Annotated in this window: 14 protein-coding genes and 1 pseudogene; all 15 read left to right on the top strand. The window is 33.9% G+C overall.

What is annotated here, in order from left to right:
• Nucleotides 1–29: 29 nt before the first annotated feature.
• The 15 genes and pseudogenes from NNH57_RS07145 to NNH57_RS07080 all read left to right on the top strand — a co-directional run bounded on the left by NNH57_RS07145 (nucleotide 30) and on the right by NNH57_RS07080 (nucleotide 22,095).
• Complete coding sequence (locus NNH57_RS07145; RefSeq protein ID WP_074409267.1) at nucleotides 30–650, top strand: hypothetical protein; 621 nt, start codon at nucleotides 30–32, stop codon at nucleotides 648–650.
• Nucleotides 651–1,046: 396 nt separating this feature from the next.
• The gene (locus tag NNH57_RS07140; RefSeq protein WP_108809390.1) at nucleotides 1,047–3,920 is read left to right on the top strand and encodes a M16 family metallopeptidase; all 2,874 of its coding nucleotides are present in this window, start codon (nucleotides 1,047–1,049) and stop codon (nucleotides 3,918–3,920) included.
• Between the two features lie 212 nt (nucleotides 3,921–4,132).
• Nucleotides 4,133–5,269: a DUF2891 domain-containing protein gene (locus NNH57_RS07135; RefSeq protein WP_108809391.1), complete on the top strand. Its 1,137-nt coding sequence runs from the start codon at nucleotides 4,133–4,135 to the stop codon at nucleotides 5,267–5,269.
• A complete protein-coding gene (locus NNH57_RS07130; RefSeq protein ID WP_074409265.1) occupies nucleotides 5,270–6,475 on the top strand; it encodes an Nramp family divalent metal transporter in 1,206 nt (401 codons plus the stop codon).
• A 26-nt stretch (nucleotides 6,476–6,501) separates the two neighbouring features.
• Nucleotides 6,502–7,227 (top strand): 5-oxoprolinase subunit PxpA, encoded by a 726-nt coding sequence (pxpA, locus tag NNH57_RS07125; RefSeq protein WP_108809392.1) that lies wholly within the window; start codon nucleotides 6,502–6,504, stop codon nucleotides 7,225–7,227.
• Between the two features lie 10 nt (nucleotides 7,228–7,237).
• Nucleotides 7,238–7,963 carry a 5-oxoprolinase subunit PxpB gene (pxpB, locus tag NNH57_RS07120; protein ID WP_108809393.1) on the top strand — a complete coding sequence of 242 codons (726 nt, stop codon included), beginning with the start codon at nucleotides 7,238–7,240 and terminating at the stop codon, nucleotides 7,961–7,963.
• Nucleotides 7,960–8,817: a 5-oxoprolinase subunit C family protein gene (locus NNH57_RS07115; protein ID WP_108809394.1), complete on the top strand. Its 858-nt coding sequence runs from the start codon at nucleotides 7,960–7,962 to the stop codon at nucleotides 8,815–8,817. Before pxpB ends, NNH57_RS07115 begins: the two co-directional genes overlap by 4 nt.
• A gap of 532 nt (nucleotides 8,818–9,349) precedes the next feature.
• Nucleotides 9,350–12,901 (top strand): tetratricopeptide repeat protein, encoded by a 3,552-nt coding sequence (locus tag NNH57_RS07110; protein WP_108809395.1) that lies wholly within the window; start codon nucleotides 9,350–9,352, stop codon nucleotides 12,899–12,901.
• A 787-nt stretch (nucleotides 12,902–13,688) separates the two neighbouring features.
• On the top strand, nucleotides 13,689–14,114 hold the full coding sequence (locus NNH57_RS07105) for a hypothetical protein (RefSeq protein WP_074409260.1): 426 nt from the start codon (nucleotides 13,689–13,691) through the stop codon (nucleotides 14,112–14,114).
• 2 nt (nucleotides 14,115–14,116) lie between these two features.
• Nucleotides 14,117–14,812 carry a hypothetical protein gene (locus tag NNH57_RS07100; protein ID WP_132065746.1) on the top strand — a complete coding sequence of 232 codons (696 nt, stop codon included), beginning with the start codon at nucleotides 14,117–14,119 and terminating at the stop codon, nucleotides 14,810–14,812.
• Nucleotides 14,785–15,567, top strand: coding sequence for a sensor histidine kinase (locus tag NNH57_RS07095; RefSeq protein ID WP_074409258.1), 783 nt, complete (start codon nucleotides 14,785–14,787; stop codon nucleotides 15,565–15,567). Before NNH57_RS07100 ends, NNH57_RS07095 begins: the two co-directional genes overlap by 28 nt.
• 421 nt (nucleotides 15,568–15,988) lie before the next feature.
• The gene (locus NNH57_RS07090) at nucleotides 15,989–16,639 is read left to right on the top strand and encodes a response regulator transcription factor (protein ID WP_074409257.1); all 651 of its coding nucleotides are present in this window, start codon (nucleotides 15,989–15,991) and stop codon (nucleotides 16,637–16,639) included.
• A gap of 962 nt (nucleotides 16,640–17,601) precedes the next feature.
• The gene (locus NNH57_RS07085) at nucleotides 17,602–17,823 is read left to right on the top strand and encodes a hypothetical protein (protein WP_074409256.1); all 222 of its coding nucleotides are present in this window, start codon (nucleotides 17,602–17,604) and stop codon (nucleotides 17,821–17,823) included.
• A 23-nt stretch (nucleotides 17,824–17,846) separates the two neighbouring features.
• Nucleotides 17,847–17,945, top strand: a pseudogene (locus NNH57_RS26540) (hypothetical protein); the annotation flags it as partial.
• A gap of 316 nt (nucleotides 17,946–18,261) precedes the next feature.
• Nucleotides 18,262–22,095, top strand: coding sequence for a zinc-dependent metalloprotease (locus NNH57_RS07080; protein ID WP_108809397.1), 3,834 nt, complete (start codon nucleotides 18,262–18,264; stop codon nucleotides 22,093–22,095).
• Nucleotides 22,096–22,226: the final 131 nt, after the last annotated feature.

Raw genomic sequence — 22,226 nt, 5'->3', positions numbered from 1 at the left:
CATAATAATCATAAAACAACTTTTATATCATGAAAAAATTAATATATAGATTACAGTACCTTGTACTATTTCCTATGTTTTTAGGATTGCTTTTAATTTCTTCCTGCGAGAAAGAAGATGCAAATAATGAGCCAGTAGAGATAGTAGATACTACCAATACGCCAGAAAAGTCATTTCCTTTTCCCGAAGATCCCGATTTCAGACCACCAAGAGATATCCCTTCACCTCCTCAAATTGATGCAACTTGCGTGATTAGGATTTCCTATTTGTCTTTTCTGAGAAGATGTCCAGAAAACCAAAGCGTAGTTACTCAATGGGTAAGAGAGCTAAATAGACGAGATGTTTGTTTTGTAACAGAACAATTTATAATATCAAATGAAGCTAAAGTAAGATGGGGAAATCAGTATTATAGCTATTTGAATCGTTACAATTTAACAGAGCTTCAGCTGGATTTAGATATTTATATTGCTTACCGGGGATTGCTTTTAAGAGAGCCAGATGTAACCGGAGGAATTGCCTGGACACGAGAAATGAAAAGAACAAGCCTTAAAGCAGTCGTTTGTGGTATTATGAATTCTCAAGAATACCAAATAAGAAAGAATAATATGGCTACCGAATGTACAAATGCAGCAAACCAATGTACATATTAACTTTGGTAAGTCCAGGAGTAAGAATCTTTCGCGTAAGTAATGTACCTCGTTTTAGAGTTATACAGTTTTGTTGTTATGTTGAGAAAAATAGCAATATTTCTTTACTACATAGAATCTGTTGATGTATGATTAGAACATTAGATTTTAAGAGTGCAAATAAACTCAGATAAACTATAGTAACTTAACTAACTACAATTTTTTAAAAGGAGTACATACTACTTATCGATAGAAGGGCCTTTCAGGGAATGGAAGGCCTTTCTATTTATCTCATAAAAAGCTTTTTTAAGAGAGTTTACAAGCATAAAATAGCCCCCTTTAACTTTATTTTAATAACATATCCATAGAAATACTCATTGGCAAAGGTTATTTTTAACTTCATAAACAAAAAATATAATTATGAAAACTCAGGTTCATAGGGTGCTCATCGTAGTAGTGTCCTTTTTATTGTTAGGAGTTATTTCTTGCAAGAAAGAAACAAATTCTGAAGTACAAACAGAAGAAGTAGGTAAACTATCTATTGATTTCGAAAAATATGAGTTAGAAAATGGGCTTCAAGTAGTGTTACATCAGGATAAGTCTGATCCGATTGTTTCGGTTGCAATCCAATACGGTGTAGGTTCTAATCGAGAAAAACCAGGAAGAACAGGATTCGCACATTTATTCGAACATATGCTGTTTCAGGAATCAGAAAATGTACCTCAGGATCAATTCTTTAAAAAGATTCAGGATGTTGGAGGAACACTTAACGGAGGAACATGGCAGGACGGAACTATATATTATGAGGTAGTTCCTAAAAATGCTATGGAAACCGTATTATGGTTAGAGTCTGATAGAATGGGCTTTCTAATTAATACAGTCACAAAAAGTGCTTTCAAAAATCAACAGGAAGTTGTGCAAAATGAAAAAAGACAACGTGTAGATAATAATCCTTACGGGCATACCAACTGGGTAATTGATAAGAATATTTATCCAGATGGGCATCCATATAACTGGCAGGTAATAGGAGAGTTAGTAGACCTTCAGAATGCTACTGTAGAAGATGTAAAAGAGTTTTATGATAAATATTACGGACCCAATAATGCTACTATAGTACTTGCCGGAGATTTTGAAACAGAACAGACTAAGGCAATGATCGAGAAGTATTTTGGCGAAATTAAAAAACGTCAACCTGTAGAAAAATTAAAAGTGCAGAATGTTACTTTATCAGAAACCAAAAGATTCTCTCACGAAGATAACTTTGCAACTACTGCGCAATTAAATATGGTTTGGCCAACAGTAGAACAATATACTAAAGATGCCTATGCATTAGACTTCTTAGGACAATTGTTATCCGATGGAAAAAAAGCACCCTTATATAAAGTTTTGGTAAAAGAAAAAGAATTAACCTCGGATACTAATGCATGGAATAGATCTATGGAAATAGCAGGTAAATTCAGAGTAAATATTACGGCTAATGATGGCAAAAGTCTGGCCGATATCGAAGTAGGAGTCTTTGAAGCGTTTAAGAAATTTGAAGAAGAAGGAATTACTGAAACAGATATCGAACGTATTAAAGCAGGGCTTGAGACGCAATTTTATAATGGAATTAGTAGTGTGCTGGGAAAATCATTTCAATTAGCACAATACAATGTATTTGCCGGTGACCCGGGATTTATTACTCAAGATATTGAAAATATTAAGGCAGTTACAAAAGAAGATGTAATTAGAGTATACAATACATATATTAAGGATAAGCCTTATGTGATTACTAGTTTTGTTCCGAAGGGAAAACTGGACCTGGCAGCAAATGATTCAGAAAAAGCTGCAGTTGTCGAAGAAGAAATAAAAGAAAACGTAGAAGAAGCAGTCGTAGAAACAAAAGAAGAAATCCAAAAAACACCTTCGGCTTTTGATCGTTCTGTAGCTCCAAAAGAAGGAGAATCTCCAAAACTGAACATTCCTCAATCCTGGAGTACTTCATTATCTAATGGAATGAAAGTATATGGTATAGAGCAAAACGAACTTCCATTGGTTAATTTTAGTCTTATAATTTCTGGAGGACATTTGCTAGATTCATTTGATAAAGTTGGAGTAGCAAATCTAATGACAGATATCATGATGGAAGGTACCGTTACCAAGACTCCAGAGCAATTAGAAGAAGAAATAGAATTATTAGGAGCCTCTATCAGAATGTATACAACCAGAGAAGCAATTATCATAAGAGGTAATACTCTGGTGCGTAATCTTGATAAAACAATGGATTTGATAGGCGAAATATTGTTAGAGCCAAGGTGGGATGAAGAAGAGTTTGCAAGAATAAAAACCAAAACAATTAATGGAATTAAAAGATCTGCTGCAGACCCTAATACGGTGGCAAGAAATGTATATAATAAACTTCTTTACGGAGAAAAACATATGTTTGCTTATCCTACCAGTGGTACTGTAGCTTCTGTAGAAGCGATTACTATAGATGACTTAAAACAGTTTTATACCAATAATTTCTCTCCTTCAGTAAGTAAGTTTCAAATTGTAGGAGATCTAAATCAGGATAAAGCACTTGCTGCTCTTAAAAACTTAGAAAATAAGTGGGCCAGCAAAGAAGTGACTATTCCAGAGTATGAAGTAGTGAATACTAGAGATAAATCATCGTTGTATTTTGTAGATATTCCTAATGCAAAACAATCTGTAATTAATATAGGGTACCTTTCTATGGCACGTACAGATGAGGATTATTTTCCGGCTACGGTTATGAATTATAAACTGGGAGGGTCATTCTCGGGAAATGTAAATCTAATCTTGAGAGAAGAAAAAGGATATACCTATGGTGCACGGTCCAGATTTAATGGGAGTAAGATACCAGGAACTTTTACGGCTTCTTCAAGTGTTCGTACCAATACTACTTTTGAATCTGTAAAGATTTTTAAAGATGAAATAGAAAAGTATAAAAATGGTATTTCTGAAGAAGATTTAGCGTTTACCAAAAATGCCTTAATAAAATCTAATGCTCGTAGATTTGAAACTCAAGGAGCATTATTAGGAATGTTACAAGAGATGGGAAGGTATGATTTTGCATCAGATTATATAGCCAAAGAAGAGAAAATAATAGAAGAAATGACCTTAGAACAACATAAGGCATTGGCAAATAAATATCTTGATGAAACTAAAATGGCATATCTGTTAATAGGGGATGCAGCTACGCAATTTGAGCAATTTAAAAATGCTGGGTTTGATGAAGTGTTGATGTTGGATAAAGAAGGAAAAGAAGTAAAACTTAGCGATGTGAAGATGTAAAACCAAATTAGAAATGATAAAAAAAGGGATATGATGTAATCATATCCCTTTTTTTATGCCAAAAGGACAAAAAGTACTTTATTGATGATCTTTGATGAATGGTTTAGAGAATTTATAAACTATTTCCCGTTCTTATCAACAATCGCGTACGCATGATTCCGGAAATTGATATTTTTAAGAAAGTAGATATTTTAAACTTATAAATATTGATTATGTACCGAATACTTTTTCTGATTTCATTACTTGTTGTTTTAGGATGTAATACAAACAATGATACATCAAAACAACCATCCGAGGATGTAAAAACCGAAGAACAACCACTACAAGAGAATCCAATAGAAGAACCCTTACAACTCACATTAAAACAGGCCAATACATTGGTAGAATTGCCATTAGCTTGCTTGCAGATAGAGTACCCTAATAAACTGGGGCAAACGTTAGGAGGAAAAGAAAATATCGGAGAACCTCATGTATTACATCCTACCTTTTATGGTTGTTTTGATTGGCATTCTTCAGTACATGGGCATTGGTCGTTGGTAAAGTTGTTGAAAACATTTCCCGATCTGGAAAAAAAGGAAGAAGCAAAAACCAAATTACTTCAAAATATGTCTAAGAAGAATATTGAGGAAGAAATCAAATATTTTGAAGGAAAGCATAACAAATCATACGAGAGAACCTACGGTTGGGCCTGGTTACTTAAACTGGCCGAAGAACTACATACCTGGGATGATCCACTGGCAAGAGAATTAGAAGAAAACCTTCAGCCATTAACCGCACTTATTGTGCAACGATATATCGATTTCCTTCCAAAACTTAAATATCCAATTCGAGTAGGAGAGCATACCAATACTGCATTTGGATTATCCTTTGCTTTGGATTATGCAAATACCCTGGGAGATCAAAAACTAAAAAATAGTATAGAAACCAGAGCAAGAGAGTTCTATGCTAATGATCAAGGTTGCCCCATCGGTTGGGAACCCAGTGGTTATGATTTTCTATCTCCTTGTTTTGAAGAAATTGATGTAATGAGAAGAGTGTTAAATAAAGAAGAATTTGATCGTTGGATCTCTGATTTTATGCCTCAACTTAAAGCCAAAAACTTTACGATCGAAGTGGGAGAGGTATCTGATCGTACCGATGGTAAATTGGTTCATTTAGATGGACTTAATTTTAGTAGAGCCTGGGTGTTATACGGGCTTGCTAAACAGTATAATGAGTATGCACATCTTTTTTCGGTAGCAAATACACATGTAAACTATTCTTTGCCTAATCTGGTTGGAGATAGTTATGAAGGAGGGCATTGGCTGGGATCGTTTGCTATTTATACACTAGATGTTAATACAAAATAAATGAAGAAATTTTTTAATATCGGCCCGGGAACATGGGTGACTGCAGCTTTTATTGGTCCAGGTACCGTAACTGTATGTACATTAGCAGGAGTACAGTTTGGGTTTTCATTACTATGGGCATTGGTGTTATCTATTGTAGCTTGTGTTGTTTTACAGGAAATGGCAGCAAGATTAGGTGTAGTCACCCAAAAGGGATTAAGCGAAGTGCTAAAATCTCAATTTGATAACAAGATTGTAAGAGGAGCTCTTATTACATTAATCTTGTCAGCAATTTTTATAGGAAATGCAGCTTACGAAGCTGGTAATATTAGTGGAGGAGTACTCGGGCTGTCTACAATCTTAGAATCTTCAATCGGGATTTCAGAGAATTATTTAAGTATTGTGATCGGTGTGATTGCCTTTATATTATTGTACATAGGTAATTATAAGGTTTTAGAACGAAGTTTAATCGTACTGGTTTTATTAATGAGTGTAGCTTTTATAGTAACCGCAATAGTTACCAAACCAGATATTTCTATGATCTTTAAAGGGTTTGTTCCTAATTTTTCTAGTGATAATGTGCTTACCATTGTAGGATTGATAGGAACAACAGTAGTACCTTATAACCTCTTTTTACATGCCTCTATTGTTAGTGAAAAATGGAAATCTACCGATGACCTGCCAGAAGCAAAAAAGGATACTATTGTAGCAATTGTATTGGGGGGATTCGTATCAATGGCAATTATTATTGCAGGAGCAGCTATACAAGAAGCAGAAGTGAATAATGCAGCCGATTTAGCAAAAGGGTTAGAACCGGTTTTTGGTTCGATGGCAAAATATGTATTATCTATCGGGTTATTTGCAGCTGGAATTACTTCTGCAATTACAGCACCTCTTGCAGCAGCTTATGTGGTAAAAGGATGTATGGGTTGGCAAAAAGGACTCAAAAGTAAATCCTTTAGAGCAGTATGGATGTTTATCCTTTTTTTGGGAGTTTTGTTTTCTTCATTAGGGATAAAATCAATAGTAATCATTCGATTTGCACAGATCGCAAATGGACTCCTTTTGCCTGTAATTGCAATCTTCCTTTTATGGGTAATGAACCAACAAAAAATATTAGGAAAATATACCAATTCATGGAAACAAAACCTGATTGGATTTTTCATTTTGATCATTACTTGCTTTTTAGGATTTAGAGGAATTTGGAAAGTAATTGAAAGCATGTAGGAATTATCACTAATAAATGTAGGAATATGAAGAAAATTATTCTTAATGCAGATGTGGGGGAAGAAGCAGGTTTTGATGCCGAAATTATGCAATATATCTCTTGGTGTAATATTGCATGTGGAAGCCATGCAGGAGATGCAGAAGTAATTCAAAAGACAGTCGAGTTGGCAATACAGCATAATGTAAAAATTGGTGCACATCCATCATACCCCGATCGCGAAAATTTTGGAAGAACCAAAGTTGAAATGCCATATGATGATTTGGTGAAAACAATAACCAAACAAATACAATTGGTAAAATCCTTAACCGAAAAAGCAGGAGGGAAACTACACCATGTAAAACCACATGGAGCACTTTATAATGAAGCAGTAAAAAATGAAGTAGTGGCTTTAGCAATTATTGAAGCTGTAAAAAATATCGATAGAAGTTTACCTATAGTTACTTTGAAAAATGCTAAATTATCGTATCTTTCCCGTGAAGATTTTGAGGTCAAATACGAAGCTTTTGCAGATAGAAATTATAATGATGATTTGACATTGGTTTCAAGAAAAGAAAAAGAAGCTTTGCTTACAGAACCAAAAGAAGTTTTTGATCATGTAAAAAGAATGGTTACCGAAGGGAAAGTGAAAACTAAAAATAGAGTAGAAGTCCCGATTTTTTTTGATACGATTTGTGTGCATGGAGACAATCCAAAATCTGTTCAGATTTTGAAGTATTTGTATAAGGAGTTTTCGATTTTAAATTTACTGTAATTGGAAGCTTATGAAATATGAATTACAATACAAAAGATATTCTGAAAGAGCAATTTTAATAGAATGGCCTTCTGAAATTGACGAAAATATCCTTCAAAACCTACTTTCTTTTAAAAAATATATACTTTCTTCTTATGATAAACTAATTGTTGAGGTGATTTCTGCATATAACTCGTTATTAATTTATTATATATCTACTATAGAAGATTTCTATAGTGAAGTTTTGACACTAAAATCATTGTATTCTAAAGGATTTGGTGAGACAAGGTCTGAAAGTAGACTGTGGAAAATCCCTGTTTGCTACACTACTTCTCTTGCTCAGGATTTAAAAGCATTTGCAGAAAGTAAATCGCTTACGGTAGAAGAAATAATTAGGTTGCATACTACTCCATTGTATACTGCATATTTTATTGGTTTTTTACCAGGCTTTTTGTATTTGGGTGGTCTTGATGATCAATTGCATAATGCTAGAAAAATGACACCTTCTTTACATGTCAAAAAAGGTGCTGTGGCAATTGGTGGAAGTCAGACAGGAATATATCCTATAAACAGTCCTGGAGGATGGCATGTAATTGGGATGTGTCCTCTGGATTTTTTCAACCCTAAAACAGAAAATTGTTGCTTTATATCATCGGGAGATAAAATTCAGTTTATATCGATAGAAGAAAATGAGTATAACGATATAAGTACTTCTGTTTTAAATAATACTTATATGCCAGAATCTATTAGTTTATGATTGCGGATGTCGAAATAGTTAAGCCGGGACTTTCTACAACAATACAGGACGAAGGGCGTTTTGGTTTTTCAAAATACGGAGTTCCAAAAAGTGGAGCAATGGATCAGGTGTCATTTGGATTTGCAAATTTAATATTGGGTAATCCTAAAAATTCTGCATGTATCGAGTGGACAATCCAACCTCCTGTTTTAAAATTTCATGAAGAGACAACTATTGTTTTAACGGGCGGTGAAACAGATGCATTTTTGAATGATAAAAAAATAGAAATGTATCGTGAGATTAGAGTCTTAAAAAATGATATTCTTAAAGTAAATTTTTGTAAGAAAGGGATCTATGGATATGTAGGAATTAAGGGCGGATTCTTTTCAGAAGAAGTGTTATGCAGTAGATCTTTTTATAAGTCAATTACACCTCGGTTTCGATTGGATAAAAATGACAAAATTCCATATCAAAGTAGTAGTGATTATAGGGATCATTTTTCTACAATTTCTCCGCCTTTGTTTTTAGGAAATTCAAATGAATTAGAAGTGTATAAAGGACCTGAATTTGATATGCTAAATGATGCCCAAAAATCTAAAGTATTAGAATCTGTTTTTACAATTTCTAATACCATAAACCGAATGGCAATTCAGTTAGAAGAGAAGATACCAAATATATTATCTTCGATTATTACATCACCTGTTTTACCCGGTACAATACAATTAACTCCATCAGGAAGTTTGATTGTATTAATGAGAGATTGTCAAACTACAGGAGGATACCCAAGAGTTTTACAACTAACCGAAACTGCAATCAACCACATTGCACAAAAACGAATGAAAGAAAAATGCAGTTTTAAGTTAATTGAGTTTTAAGGTAATACAAAATAAAGTCAGTATGAAGCTCCCGATAATTTTTCATTTAACATAGGTATTTGATGTAAGCTTAATTAATAAGATATTGTCTGATCGAGTGTTTTTTCGAAATGTAATGGAGAAAAAATGTATCGAGATCCAATTGCGGTAATAAGTCCTATTGCATTTCGACAAGCTCAATGTGACTGCCCGAATATCTTTTAGTTTATCCTAGCTAAGCCGAAGGACTTGGATGACAAATAACCATAATCTACAATTTAACTATTAGCTACCAAAGAATAAGTATTAACACTCGTTGATTTAATGTTAGGACCGATGTTTATCATAAGCAACATTTTTGCGATCTTTGTAATCTGAATTTGATGTAAGAGTTTAATTTCAAAAAACCGTCAAATTGAGTGATTTTTCATAGTGACACGGAGAAAAATTGTATCGAAATTAGGTTTTTTGATAGTTCTGTTGAGTCTATCGAAAATCACTTTAGCTGATGTGAATTTTCTTAGATCTAATTCTGTTTTGTAATTGCTTGAACATGAGTATTCTTATGCGCTTTTTTAAATTCCTATTTCCTATCAAAATCGTTTTTCTTATTCTTTGTTTGATTTCCTGTGGTACCATTCATGCACAATCTACACAAGATACCATCATTGCTGCTCGGTACTACTCGAAAGGAGAAGAGTGGTTGACCGATAGAAAACAAGATAGTGCATTGGTATATTTCGAGAAAGCATTAACAATATATAAGCAATCAAACACTCAACAAAGAGTAGCCGATTGTAGTGGTAAAATTTCAAAAGCTCACAAGGCCAATTACAATTTTGATCAGGCGATGGTATATGCTAAAAAAGCAATGGCTATACGATTAAAGATGTTTGGTGATGATCATCCTCAGGTAGCGTATTCCTATAATGATATTGGGCATATTCTTAAGCAACAAGATCAATACGAAGAGGCGATGGAGTATTACCAAAAAGCTTTGACTATTCAGAGGGATGCTTTTGGGGATAAAGATCATCGTGTGGCCGATTGTTATCATAATATAGGAACCATTCATCATGTATTAGCACAATATGATAAGGCAATGGAACAATACAAAAAAGCCTTAACGATTAGAATAAACACTTTTGGTAAAAAACACCAAAAAATAGCCGATAGTTATATAGATATTGGGACGACGTATTATCATCTGGGAAAATTCAATTTAGCGTTAGAGAGCTACCAAAGCGCTTTAGTAATAAGAACTCTTATTTTTGGGGAGAATAGCCCAGAAGCAGCTTTTTGTTACAATCATATAGGAAATATTCTTGAGCGATTAGATCAATATGATGATGCTTTAGAGAATCAGAAAAAAGCATTAGCTATTGTGACAGATGTTTTTGGAGAACATCATCCTAATGTTGCACTTTGTTATACAAGTATAGGAGTTGTATATCGAAACAAGGGAAGGCATGATATAGCTTTACTATATTTCAATAAGTCGTTAAAAATTCTAATCAAAAAAATCGGAAAAAATCATGCAAAAATATCAAAAGTGTATAATGAAATAGGTCTTATTTTTTTTAAAAAAGGGAGATATGATCAATCTATGTATTATTTTGATGCGGTTTTAAATATTGATTTAAAAGTGTATCCAAAAAGACATTCTTTTATAGGAACCAGTTATAATAATATTGGTATTGTTTTTCAATTTAAAGAGGAGTATGATAAGGCTTTATTGTTTTATAAAAAAACTGTTACAAATTATCTAAGTACATTGGGACGAAATCATAGTGCTGTGGCGCGTACGTATAATAATATAGCAAACGTTTATAAAGCTAAAGAAGAATATGGATTAACTATGGATTACTATCAAAAGGCCTTAGCTATAAGACTCAATACACAAGGAGAATATCATTCCGATACCTCGTATACTTATCTTGACATGGGAGATCTTTATGTTTTAAAGAAAGACTATACAACAGCATTACGGTTTTATCAAAAAACGTTAAAAGTTCAAAAACGGCTATTTGGAGAAAGTCGTTACTATATCAGTGATGTTCTTGATAAGATTGCAAATCTCTATACAGAGCAAAAGCAGTATGAAAAAGCTCTAGAGTATTTGCAAAAAAGTATAATAATTAGGCTTCGTACCGATGGTAATCATCATCCCAGAACCGCAAAATCCTATAACCAGATCGCAGAGCTATACCATCAAACTAAACACTATAAAAAAGCGATACAGTATTATGAAAAAGCTATTATAGCTAACACCAATCCTGATAAGAAAAATAATGATGCAGAAGATTTAAATCCAGGAGATTATATGGATTTAAATGTCTTATTGGGTACTTTTTATGGTAAAGCCAGGATATTGCAAGAGCGATATACTGTTGATAATAATTCAGGAGATCTTAAGGAAAGTATAGTTGCTTATCAAAAAGCAGATAATTTAATGTATGGTATACGAGAATCATTACATACCTATCAGGATAAACTTACTTTTGCTAAACAAACTCAAAAAATATATGCAGCAGCTATACAAGCACAATTGTTACTTCATCAAATTGATCAAAAGCAAGAATCACTGCAACAAGCTTTTTATTATGCTGAAAGAAGTAAAGCCAATACCTTAAAAGAATTATTAGCAGACTCTAATGCAAAGAGCTTTGCTGGTTTGCCAAAAACTATCCTCGATCTGGAGCAACATCTAAAATCAGAACGTTCTCTTTGTATTTCAGAGAGGATACAAGAACGATCTAAACAGATTGTGGATACTGCTAAAATTACAACTTATGAAAACAAACTATTTGATCTTGATAGAAAACAAGATTCTCTTACTCAAATTATAGAAAAAAACTATCCTAAATATTACCAGTTAAAACATCCAAACGAAATCATATCTGTTACCGAAATCCAGGAAAAATTAAATGAGAATACTACATTGTTGGAGTTTTTTGTGTCAGATAGCAGTACCTATGCGTTTACGATTTCTAAAAAAGAGATAAAAGTAACCACACTACATACACTAGAACTCAACAAGAATATTGAAGCGCTAAGAGCTGCTGTTGTTGCTAAAAATACGATAGTATTTAAGACGATTTCTTATACATTGTACAGTCAATTAATTGCTCCTGTTAAAGATAAAATCAAAGGTGATCAACTTATTATTGTTCCTGATGGTTCGTTATGGCATCTTAATTTTGATTTGTTGCTCACTCAAAATGATTTATCATACGACCCTAAAGCACTATCATATCTTCTCAAAGAATATGCTATAAGTTATGCCAGTTCTGCGAATTTACTGTTTGCTCCTTTTAAAAGTGATTTTCAATCCAAAAAACGACAAGAATGCCTTGCATTTTCTTTTTCTGATGGTGAGATTATAGATACAAATACAATGAGCCTTGCTGCGCTAAGAGCTACTAATTATGATTTACCGGGAACCCGTAAAGAGATCAAAGCAATTTCAGATATTATCGATGGGCAATACTATTTCGGGTCACAAGCAATAGAAGCTAATTTTAAGAAAAATGCTGGTCAATATAACATCCTGCATTTGGCATTGCACGGTGATGTAGACAACGAGCATCCCGAAAATTCTAAACTCTTATTCACCAAAGGGAAAGATACTATAGAAGATAGTTATCTGTATAGCCATGAACTGTTTGCTATGAATATCCCTGCAGAACTCACTGTGCTTAGTGCCTGCAATACCGGATCGGGAAAAATAGCTCAGGGAGAAGGTATTATGAGCCTGGGTAATGCTTTTCAGTATGCAGGAACCAAAAGTTTATTGTTGAGTAGTTGGGAAATATCGGATCAAACTACTCCCGAATTGATGAAATATTTTTACACCAATCTTAAAGCAGGAATGCATAAAGCCAGAGCATTGCAACAAGCCAAATTACAATACCTCAATACAGCACATATTAATCGAACAGATCCCTTTTATTGGGGTGGGTTCTATTTGGTTGGGGACTCGTCTCCAATTCCTTTTAAAGACAATACGATGTTGTATTGGGTTATGGGCTTAGGAGTGTTGATATTACTTTGTATAGGTGTACTCTGGTATCAGAGAAAAAGGAAAAATGCCAGACAGTTATAAAACGTATGTTACCTTAAGTCGGCAATGTTGTTTGGTTTTATAGTGTAAGTCTGAGTCTAAGAGCTTGTCATTCCGGCGTAGGCTGGAATCCACAACTTCACGATTATCTGTTGAAGGAATATTTCATGTAAAAGTCTATCTTTTATAAGGTATAGTATATGAATACCTTCCCTTTGCAGTAAGAAAAGACTTCCCTGCACTCTTTTTGTCGATCATCGGTATAAAGATATCTTTTCTCGCACTCTTTTTGTCGATCATCAGCATAAGGATACTTTTCCTCGTAACAAGATAAGGCTCCATCGCTGTAGGGAGAACTCAACCCTGTGCGCGGGCTAGTAATAGTAATAATCTGAGTTTCGATTAATATTTCAAGGGGTATAAAAACCGTCAATTCGAGTGAATTTTACGATTAGAATGAGTAAAATTGTACTTCGACAAGCTCAGCAGGACTATCGAGAATAGGTTTTTAGTATTGAAATGCTTACCATCTTGAGTTTATCGAAAGGTCGATACAAAATTCTTAACAGAATTTCACTCAAACTAACGCATTTCAGATTAATCGAGGTGAATAGGGGGAAAACACCCTTTTAGCAATAGGGGTAAATACCCCTTGTAATATTTTTCAGATTTTTTTTAAGTGCTTTATGGTGTTGAGAAACAGGAGTTTGATGCTGTTTATGGTGTGTGTGGTTTTTGATTTTAAGGTAGCATGTATTTGCTTTGCTGCATGTTTTTTGGATATATTAGCGTAAGTCTAACCTAATTTAATCTAAAATTATATAACGTTATGGGAAAAGAACTACCAAAAAAAGGGAAAAAAGGAAAAAAAAGACCTGCGAAATGCATTACCAAGGAAGAAGCTAAAGAGCTTCAGCATGTGTGGTGCTGTACAAGAACACCAGAAATTGATAAGTGTATTGGATTCGAAGATACCAGAGAATTTTATTGGAGTGTCGAAGAATTACAGGAATATCTTAAATACGTAAAAAAGAAATCTAAAAAACAAGGGATTGATAACCCAGGGATTCGAATGTACTTTGGTGCATATCCTGAATCTAAATGTAAAAGTAAAAAGGGATATTCAACTATCTTTTTAGCACCAACAGGAGCACCTGCTGGTGAATTAGGAAAAGGTGGTGATAGTGCACCTAATAATTATGATATTGAGCCTTATAATTCTGGTGGAGCTGGTAATCCTCCCAACATTTATTAATAATGTTTTTAGCTATAATAAATACAGTGGAATTAATGGCTGCTGTTGCAGGGCTTATATATATAACAAAATATCGGGTTAAATTATCAACCCGATATTTTGTTTATTTTCTTTGGTTGACAGTTTTTATTGAAGTAATATTTGGTTGGATAACGGTTTGTGTTAATAATTTTGAAAGCTTTTCGTTTTTAAAAGGAACGTTTTTAGAAAAAAGCAATTACCCAATTTACAATACATTTCATATTGTTAGTTTTACTTTCTATATTCTTTATTTTCGAAGTAACCTTAAAGATCAAAAATTTACAGCTTATTTAAGTTTCTTATCAATTATTTATGTTTTAGGTAGTTCGTTAAATTTATTATTCTCAGATGAGTTTTATTTTAAAATATCATCATCAAATTATATAGCAGGTTCTATATTAATTTTTTTAAGCGCTATAATATATTTTTATGAGATATTTAAAAGTGATGAAATACTTACTTTTTACAAATCAATAGTTTCTTATATTTCAGTAGGTGCTTTAATATTTCATTTGACGATTACTCCAATTTTTATTTATGGATCATATTATAGTAGTTCTAGAGACCCTGAATTTGTTAATATTTATAGAATAATTCTTACTGTAGCAAATATTTTTATGTATACTTGCTACACTATTGGATTTATAGTATGCTCGCGAAAGAACAGATCTTATTAATTATATATTTTACCATTATTATTCTATTTTTTGTAGTATTTGGTATCATATTCTTCGTGGCATTTCAGCGTCGAAAAAATAAACTACTTCTTGATAAATTTAGGGCAGAACAACGCTTTGAGGATGAGATTTTTAAATCCCGTATAGAGATACAGGAGCAAGCGCTTAAAAATGTGAGTTGGGAGCTGCATGATAATATTGGGCAACTATTATCGACTGCCGTGATGCAAATTAATATTATGGGAGCTACCATAGATGATAAAGCATCAGAATCACTACAAGATGTTAGAAAATTAGTGGGTGACAGCCTGCAAGAAATACGTACTTTGTCTAAGACCTTAAATCACGAAGTGATTCAAAATGTAGGGCTAGAAAAATCTATTACTGTAGAGCTCAAACGTTTTGAGAAACTTAATTTTTTAAAGCCTTCACTTACTGTAAAAGGAGAAGAAGTATATATAAACCCCAAAGATGAGATTATCCTATATCGTATCATTCAGGAATTTTTCTCTAATACCATAAAACATGCAGAAGCTTCAAACCTCGAAGTAGTTTTAGAATATACTCCAGAGGCACTCAATATTAGAGTGCAGGATGATGGTGTTGGGTTTGATCCAAAATCTGTCCAGGCAAATTCTGGTTTGTTAAATATGAAAAGCCGTGCATCTCTCGTAAACGCAAAACTGGATTATACATCTTCACCAGGAAAAGGAGTTGTACTTACCTTGTCATATCCTATACAACTTAACGATTGATTTAATACATTTGTATTAGAACTCATCTTGAGTAGTGGTTTTAAGCCGAAAAGTTTGGCTTTTGTGCGATAATGAAGTTAATTTTTTTCTGCATAGCCTTAGCTACGTTGAAAAAAATAGCAAAATTAGGGTAGAAAATGTGAATTTTGTAGGCAAAAACATTACTCAAGATGAGTTCTTAAATACGAAGCGATGCTTCAATGTAGATACTTATAAGATTTAAATGTTTGAAAAAATAGGTAATTAAATACTATAAATAAAAAAAACAATACAGATAAAAGGAGCCATTCTTAACTAATATTGATACCATCCAAAACGTATAATGGCGAATTTGATCTGATAATTAATAAATAATGAAGTGATTTAAGCATTTTTATAGCGAATTGAAAAAAGCTTAAATTACTTCAATAAAAAAAAACAGATGAAGAAGAAGACTATAGTTATTGTCGATGATCATCTTTTATTTGCACAATCACTGGAGAGTTTAATATCTAAACTTGAGGAATATGAGGTGTTGGCCATTCTAAAAAACGGAAAAGAGCTTACGCAATATTACTTACATAAAAGAAAGACACCAGACCTTATTCTTTTGGATGTAAAAATGCCTGTGATGGATGGTGTGCAAACGATGCAATGGCTTAAAGAAAATCGACCGGATCAAAAAGTACTGGCACTAACGATGGAAGATGACGAAGAAACCATTATTAGAATGCTTAGAGCGGGAGCCAAAGGATACTTGCTAAAAGATATACATCCCGAAAATTTTGAATTTGCTATGAAAATGGTGATAGAGCAAGGATTTTATTATTCGGGTAAGATAGAAACCGCACTACGTAATTCTGAAGAAGCAGGAGGCAGTAAAAACCTACAGGAGAAATTAACCGATAAGGAACGAGTATTTTTAAAATATGCATGTTCAGAACTTACCTACAGGAGTATCGCCGGAGAAATGGGGTTGAGTCCTAAGACTATAGAGAATTATAGAGAAACGGTTTTTAAGAAGTTAGAAGTAAAAACCAGGGTAGGCCTCGTGATCTATTGCATGAAAAATAAACTTTTTAAGATTGAGTGAAACCCTATTTTGAAAAGCTTGCAAAGCGCATTCAAAATAGTTGGTTGAACCAATCCCAGTGTAGACTGGGATCTATTTGTGGTGAAGAGGGTATCTTTGTTTTGAAAAGCTTGCAAAGCGCATTCAAAATAGTTGGTTGAACCAATCCCAGTGTAGACTGGGATCCATTTGTGGTGAAGAGGGTATCTTTGTTTTGAAAAGCTTGTAAAGCGCATTCAAAATAGTTGGTTGAACCAATCCCAGTGTAGACTGGGATCTATTTGTGGTGAAGAGGGTATCTTTGTTTTGAAAAGCTTGTAAAGTGCATTCAAAATAGTTGGTTGAACCAATCCCAGTGTAGACTGGGATCTATTTGTGGTGAAGAGGGTATCTTTGTTTTGAAAAGCTTGTAAAGCGCATTCAAAATAGTTGGTTGAACCAATCCCAGTGTAGACTGGGATCCATTTGTGGTGAAGAGGGCATCTTTGTTTTGAAAAGCTTGTAAAGCGCATTCAAAATGGTTGGTTGAACCAATCCCAGTGTAGACTGGGATCCATTTGTGGTGAAGAGGGCATCTTTGTTTTGAAAAGCTTGTAAAGCGCATTCAAAATAGTTGGTTGAACCAATCCCAGTGTAGACCTGATTTCAATGTAAAGGTTTAAAAATCAAAAGCCGTCAAATCGAGTGATTTTTTGAAATGATAATGAAAAAAAATTGTATCGAGATTAGGTTTTTATAAGAAAATAATCTGCCTTGCTGAGTTTTGTTCAATAATTGGTGTGAATTATTTAATTAATTAACATTTATTGTTTAAAATACTCATCAATTTGTTGTTTTTGTTGATTGTTTATTGAATTTAAATGTTAAAATATTGAAATATAAGCTATTCTTGGTAAGATAGTATTAAGTGTTGCTAGTATAGTATATTTCAGAGGGTTAGAATAGCGTTAATTTTGTGAACTAACACAAAACTTAACTATCTAATGAAAACAACAAACACGTTTTTATCGATTCTAATGGGGTTGATAATTTGGCCGATTATGGGTCAACACCAAAAAGAAAAGAGTTGCTCATTCGAGGAAACTCAGCAAGAATACTACAAACAGAACCCAGAGGCTTTTGAAAAAGCTAAAGAATTTGAAAAAATACTTCAAAAACAAGCCTTACTAAAAAAAACAAAACCCTGGCAAAGCAACAGAGTTTAGTACACTAAAAGAAGCAAACCAAAACAGTTCAGTTTAATGCAAATCAATTAAGTGCGGGACTGTATTTGGTAACAGTTAAGCTAGGAAAACGAACAGATTCGGTAAGAGTTATAGTCGAATAATTCTTAACTGAAATAGACTGTTTATTTTCGACCTTGGCAGTAAAGTGTAGAACATAACGAGTGGTTTTAATCTAATACAATCCCCTTTGAAATCAAATCAAGAGAGGTTGTTTAAATTCTTCAATTTTTTTAATCACCATTAAGCTTAGGTTATGAATTCACAAAAATCATTAGTAAAGAATGGCAGTATGCGTGCTATTCAATGAAAGTATTGTTGCTAAAAGCTACAGTGAGTTTTCCAATTCATTGCTTGCTTCTGCAAAAGGTGTTGATTCCCATTTATCAACAACTTCATTAACTATTAAAAAATTAAATCATGAAAAATCAACTTGTCTTATTTGTAGGCTTATTTGTTTTCCAATTTGGATTTTCGCAAACCAATAATTTTTGGAAAAAAAATAGTAGCCCTATTGAAAACGAAAACATTTCTTCTTCTAAGAAGAATACAGAAACTTCACACCAAAACACGTACGATCTTAGTGTTGAGAAATTTAAAGAAGCTTTATCTCATTGTCCAAAAAGATTTAATTCATTTGGAAAATCAAATGTCATTATCATACTTCCTACCGAAGACGGAAGATTTAAAGAATACCGTATAAAGGAAACCAATGTTTTGCATCCGGATTTAGCCAAAAAGTTCCCAGATATTAAATCATATGTTGGTACATCTGTTAACGGAGAAAACGAAGTAGTACATTTTAGTTTGGGGCATAATAACTTTAGAGCTATGATTATGAGACCTGATGCTACAATAACCAATATCAAACCTTCTGCTAGTACTAGTAAAACGTATATGGTTACTTCAAAAACGGATGGATCAGAACCAATTAACTGTCAGATAATTGATAATGCAGCCGAAACTTTTTCAGAAAAAAGTACAAAGCAAGCGGCAAAATTAAACAAAGCAAGAAAAGATGCTAATGATGGTCGTGTTAGAGTCTATCGAATGGCTATAGCAGTAACAGGAGAATTGTCTAAAATTTATACTGATAAGGCAGGCGTTACAAATGGTTCAACTCAACAAAGGAAAGCGGCAGTACTTGCCGAGTTGAATGCACTGATGACCAGAGTGAATGCGGTTTATGAAAGAGATCTAGGAACTACGTTTGAATTAGTATCTAATATTGAGAATTCCATTTTTCTTGATGGAGCAACTGATGGTATTACCCATGGTAATACTTCAATATCGGTAAATGAAGGTCAAGGTGTTCTTGATGCCGCAATTGGTAACGCTAACTATGATATTGGTCATGTTTTAGATTCAGATGGGACTGGACGTGGAGCTTTAAGAGCTGTGTGTGATGATAGTAAAAAAGCCCAGGGAGCTACTGGCGCACATCCTTTCACATCTGTCGCAGATTATTTCTATCGCACATTCGTTCATGAAATAGGCCATCAATTCGGTGCTAACCATTCGTTTAACAACTCCTGTGGGGGTAATCGTCTTGACGAAGGTGCTGTTGAACCAGGAGGGGGTAATACTATCATGGCATATACAGGTTGTGCTCCTAATACAGAAAATACGCAATATGTTTTTTTTCATGCGAAACAAATAGATGAAATGTGGAATCATATTGTAAGCATTGAAAGTTGTGCTACCTTAAGATCAATAGGTAATAGTGCGCCAGTAGCTAGTATAGGAGGTAATTATACGATTCCAAGATCTACTCCATTTATATTAGAAGGATCAGCTACTGATCCTAATACTGCCTCCAGCCAACTAACATATACCTGGAACCAAATGGATAAAGAAATAGCTCCGATGCCTCCTCGTGCTACGTCAACTAGCGGCCCTTTATTCCGTTATAAACCACCTTCATCCTCTCCAAATCGTTATATGCCTAACCTTTCTACCATAAAAGCTGGAAATGCTTCTTCTGAATGGGAGGTAACACCTTCTGTTGCTAGAACTATGAATTTTAGATTCACAGTAAGGGATAATCATCCGGGAGGAGGTAATACAGATTCTAAGGATGCTGTTATTACGGTAAGTGGAACTGCTGGTCCTTTTGTGGTTACTTCTCAAAACACTAGATTTGATGCGCCCGTAGGTTCTACACAAACGGTAACCTGGAATGTAGCAGGAACTACAGGAAATGGGGTAAATGCAGCAACTGTTGATATTTTGTTATCTACAAATGGTGGAAATACATACCCAATAACATTAGCTTCGGCAGTACCTAATGATGGTTCTCAACAAATTACTATACCTGACAATGAAGGAGGTGTAAATAGAATTATGGTAAGAGGTACCAATCATATCTTTTTCGATGTTACCAATGCTAATTTTAGTATAACAGATGGAAATCCTGATCCTATGCCTACAAATTATTGTGCTGCGGGTTATCAGGGTAATAACTATATAGACGAAGTGATCTTTGGGGATATCATTAATAAAAGTGAAAATAGTTCGTATTCTGATTTTACGAATCTGGGAACCAATCTTGTTAAAGGAGGGTCTTATACTTTAACCGTTAATCCGGGAATCGATTTTTGGGACCCTAATTATTTTGGAGCTTGGATTGATTGGAATAAAGATGGAGATTTTGAAGATGCAGGTGAAGAAGTTTTACTGGCAACCAATGGTGCCGGAGGTATAACAAAAACAGTTGTAGTTCCGAATACTGCAAAAAGCGGCGCGACCAGATTAAGAGTACGTTATAAAATACATACTGCCCCTGAGCCTTGTGGAACAGCAAGAACTAATGGTGATGAAGTAGAAGATTATTTTGTGTTTATTAAAGGAGGAAGTTCGAATCCAACCTGTAATGATGGTATTCAAAATGGTAATGAAACTGGTGTAGATTGTGGTGGGCCTGATTGTGACCCTTGTACAGTAGACCCAACATGTAATGATGGCATTCAGAATGGTAATGAAACCGGAGTTGATTGTGGTGGGCCTGATTGTAACCCTTGTAATACAAATGTAAACTACTGTGCAGCTTCGACTACTCAAAATGCTACCTTACACATTACCAATGTTAGCTTAGGATCTATAAATAATAGTTCCACAAATGCTGCATATAATGATTTTACCAATCAGTCTACAAACCTTACTAACGGGCAAGCAACGGCATTAACGATAACCATGAATAATAATACCTGGACATATAATGCGGTAGGCGTATGGATTGACTGGAATAATAATGGAGATTTTACTGATGCAGGAGAGTTAGTGTATTCCAGATATGGTGCGGGTCCTTATTCGGCTAATATAACTCCTCCTTCTGGAGCAATTTCTAATACTTCGTTGCGAATGAGAGTTCGAGTTGGATATGGTTCTGAAGCAAAAATAACACCTTGTGGTACTGATACTTATTTGGGTGAAGTAGAGGATTATACCATAAGAATTGGAGGTACAACTACACCAACCTGTAATGATGGAATTCAGAATGGTAATGAAACCGGAGTTGATTGCGGAGGATCTTGCAGTCCTTGTGCTACTAATGGAACTGTGGTTTATGTAGATATGAGTGACGAAACAACAAGCTCTTCAAGTACCTGGAATTTCTTTAGAATAGAAGTTGGTGATGATAATGATTTTGGAGCATGGTTCACTAATAATTCACTTCGATTAGTGAGCTATGGAAAAAATGTGGTTTGTGAAGGAACAACTAGTAATGCCACATTTATCGGAGAAGGAATCGAGATTGGTGTAGCCAGTAATTTTGTAGCCAATTCTAATAGTTTTGTGGTAAGTTCATCTTCATATACAGATTGGAGAAGTAAATCTGGTTATATAGGGTTTACCTTTAAAATAGGAGGGAACACACACTATGGATGGTTTTATGCTACTGTAGCCAGTGATGGATTGTCATATACAATCAAGGATTATGCATATAATACTACAGCTGGTCAAGGTTTACTTACAAAAAGACCGACTAGACAAAAAGAGAGAACTTCAGAAAATAAGGTTAGTATATACCCTAATCCATTTGAAGAAACTGTTACCATAGATGTATCAAGATTAGAAAGTGATACATTTACAATAACCGTATATAACTTATTAGGAAAAGAATTGATCCATAAAAAGTATAGTAAAAACCCGGGTACCATACTGTTAGGAGATCAAATAAAATCCTCTGGGAATTATTTTGTAAAAATACAAGCCAATAAACATATAGAAACCTTAAGGCTTGTTAAGTTTTAATATAAAATTGGATTCTAAATAACAAGAATTCAGGCTTTTAAAAAAATAGGACCTTTCATTTTAATGGAAGGTCTTTTTTTAAACTAAATCTTCACAAAAATATTTTTTTGGTTTTTCCTGAAAACGCTTAG

Origin of the sequence: Aquimarina spinulae, from assembly GCF_943373825.1 — a bacterium.
Taxonomy (GTDB): Bacteria; Bacteroidota; Bacteroidia; order Flavobacteriales; family Flavobacteriaceae; genus Aquimarina; species Aquimarina spinulae.
The sequence above is the reverse complement of the archived record's forward strand: the minus strand, read 5'-3'. Positions and strand labels throughout refer to the sequence as shown.

Coding starts and splice junctions, on each gene's coding strand:
- pxpA (WP_108809392.1), top strand. CDS start 6,502: ATGAAGAAAATTATTCTTAATGCAGATGTGGGGGAAGAAGCAGGTTTT.
- NNH57_RS07115 (WP_108809394.1), top strand. CDS start 7,960: ATGATTGCGGATGTCGAAATAGTTAAGCCGGGACTTTCTACAACAATA.
- NNH57_RS07100 (WP_132065746.1), top strand. CDS start 14,117: ATGTTTTTAGCTATAATAAATACAGTGGAATTAATGGCTGCTGTTGCA.
- NNH57_RS07130 (WP_074409265.1), top strand. CDS start 5,270: ATGAAGAAATTTTTTAATATCGGCCCGGGAACATGGGTGACTGCAGCT.
- pxpB (WP_108809393.1), top strand. CDS start 7,238: ATGAAATATGAATTACAATACAAAAGATATTCTGAAAGAGCAATTTTA.
- NNH57_RS07080 (WP_108809397.1), top strand. CDS start 18,262: ATGAAAAATCAACTTGTCTTATTTGTAGGCTTATTTGTTTTCCAATTT.
- NNH57_RS07135 (WP_108809391.1), top strand. CDS start 4,133: ATGTACCGAATACTTTTTCTGATTTCATTACTTGTTGTTTTAGGATGT.
- NNH57_RS07085 (WP_074409256.1), top strand. CDS start 17,602: ATGAAAACAACAAACACGTTTTTATCGATTCTAATGGGGTTGATAATT.
- NNH57_RS07105 (WP_074409260.1), top strand. CDS start 13,689: ATGGGAAAAGAACTACCAAAAAAAGGGAAAAAAGGAAAAAAAAGACCT.
- NNH57_RS07095 (WP_074409258.1), top strand. CDS start 14,785: ATGCTCGCGAAAGAACAGATCTTATTAATTATATATTTTACCATTATT.
- NNH57_RS07140 (WP_108809390.1), top strand. CDS start 1,047: ATGAAAACTCAGGTTCATAGGGTGCTCATCGTAGTAGTGTCCTTTTTA.
- NNH57_RS07110 (WP_108809395.1), top strand. CDS start 9,350: ATGAGTATTCTTATGCGCTTTTTTAAATTCCTATTTCCTATCAAAATC.
- NNH57_RS07145 (WP_074409267.1), top strand. CDS start 30: ATGAAAAAATTAATATATAGATTACAGTACCTTGTACTATTTCCTATG.
- NNH57_RS07090 (WP_074409257.1), top strand. CDS start 15,989: ATGAAGAAGAAGACTATAGTTATTGTCGATGATCATCTTTTATTTGCA.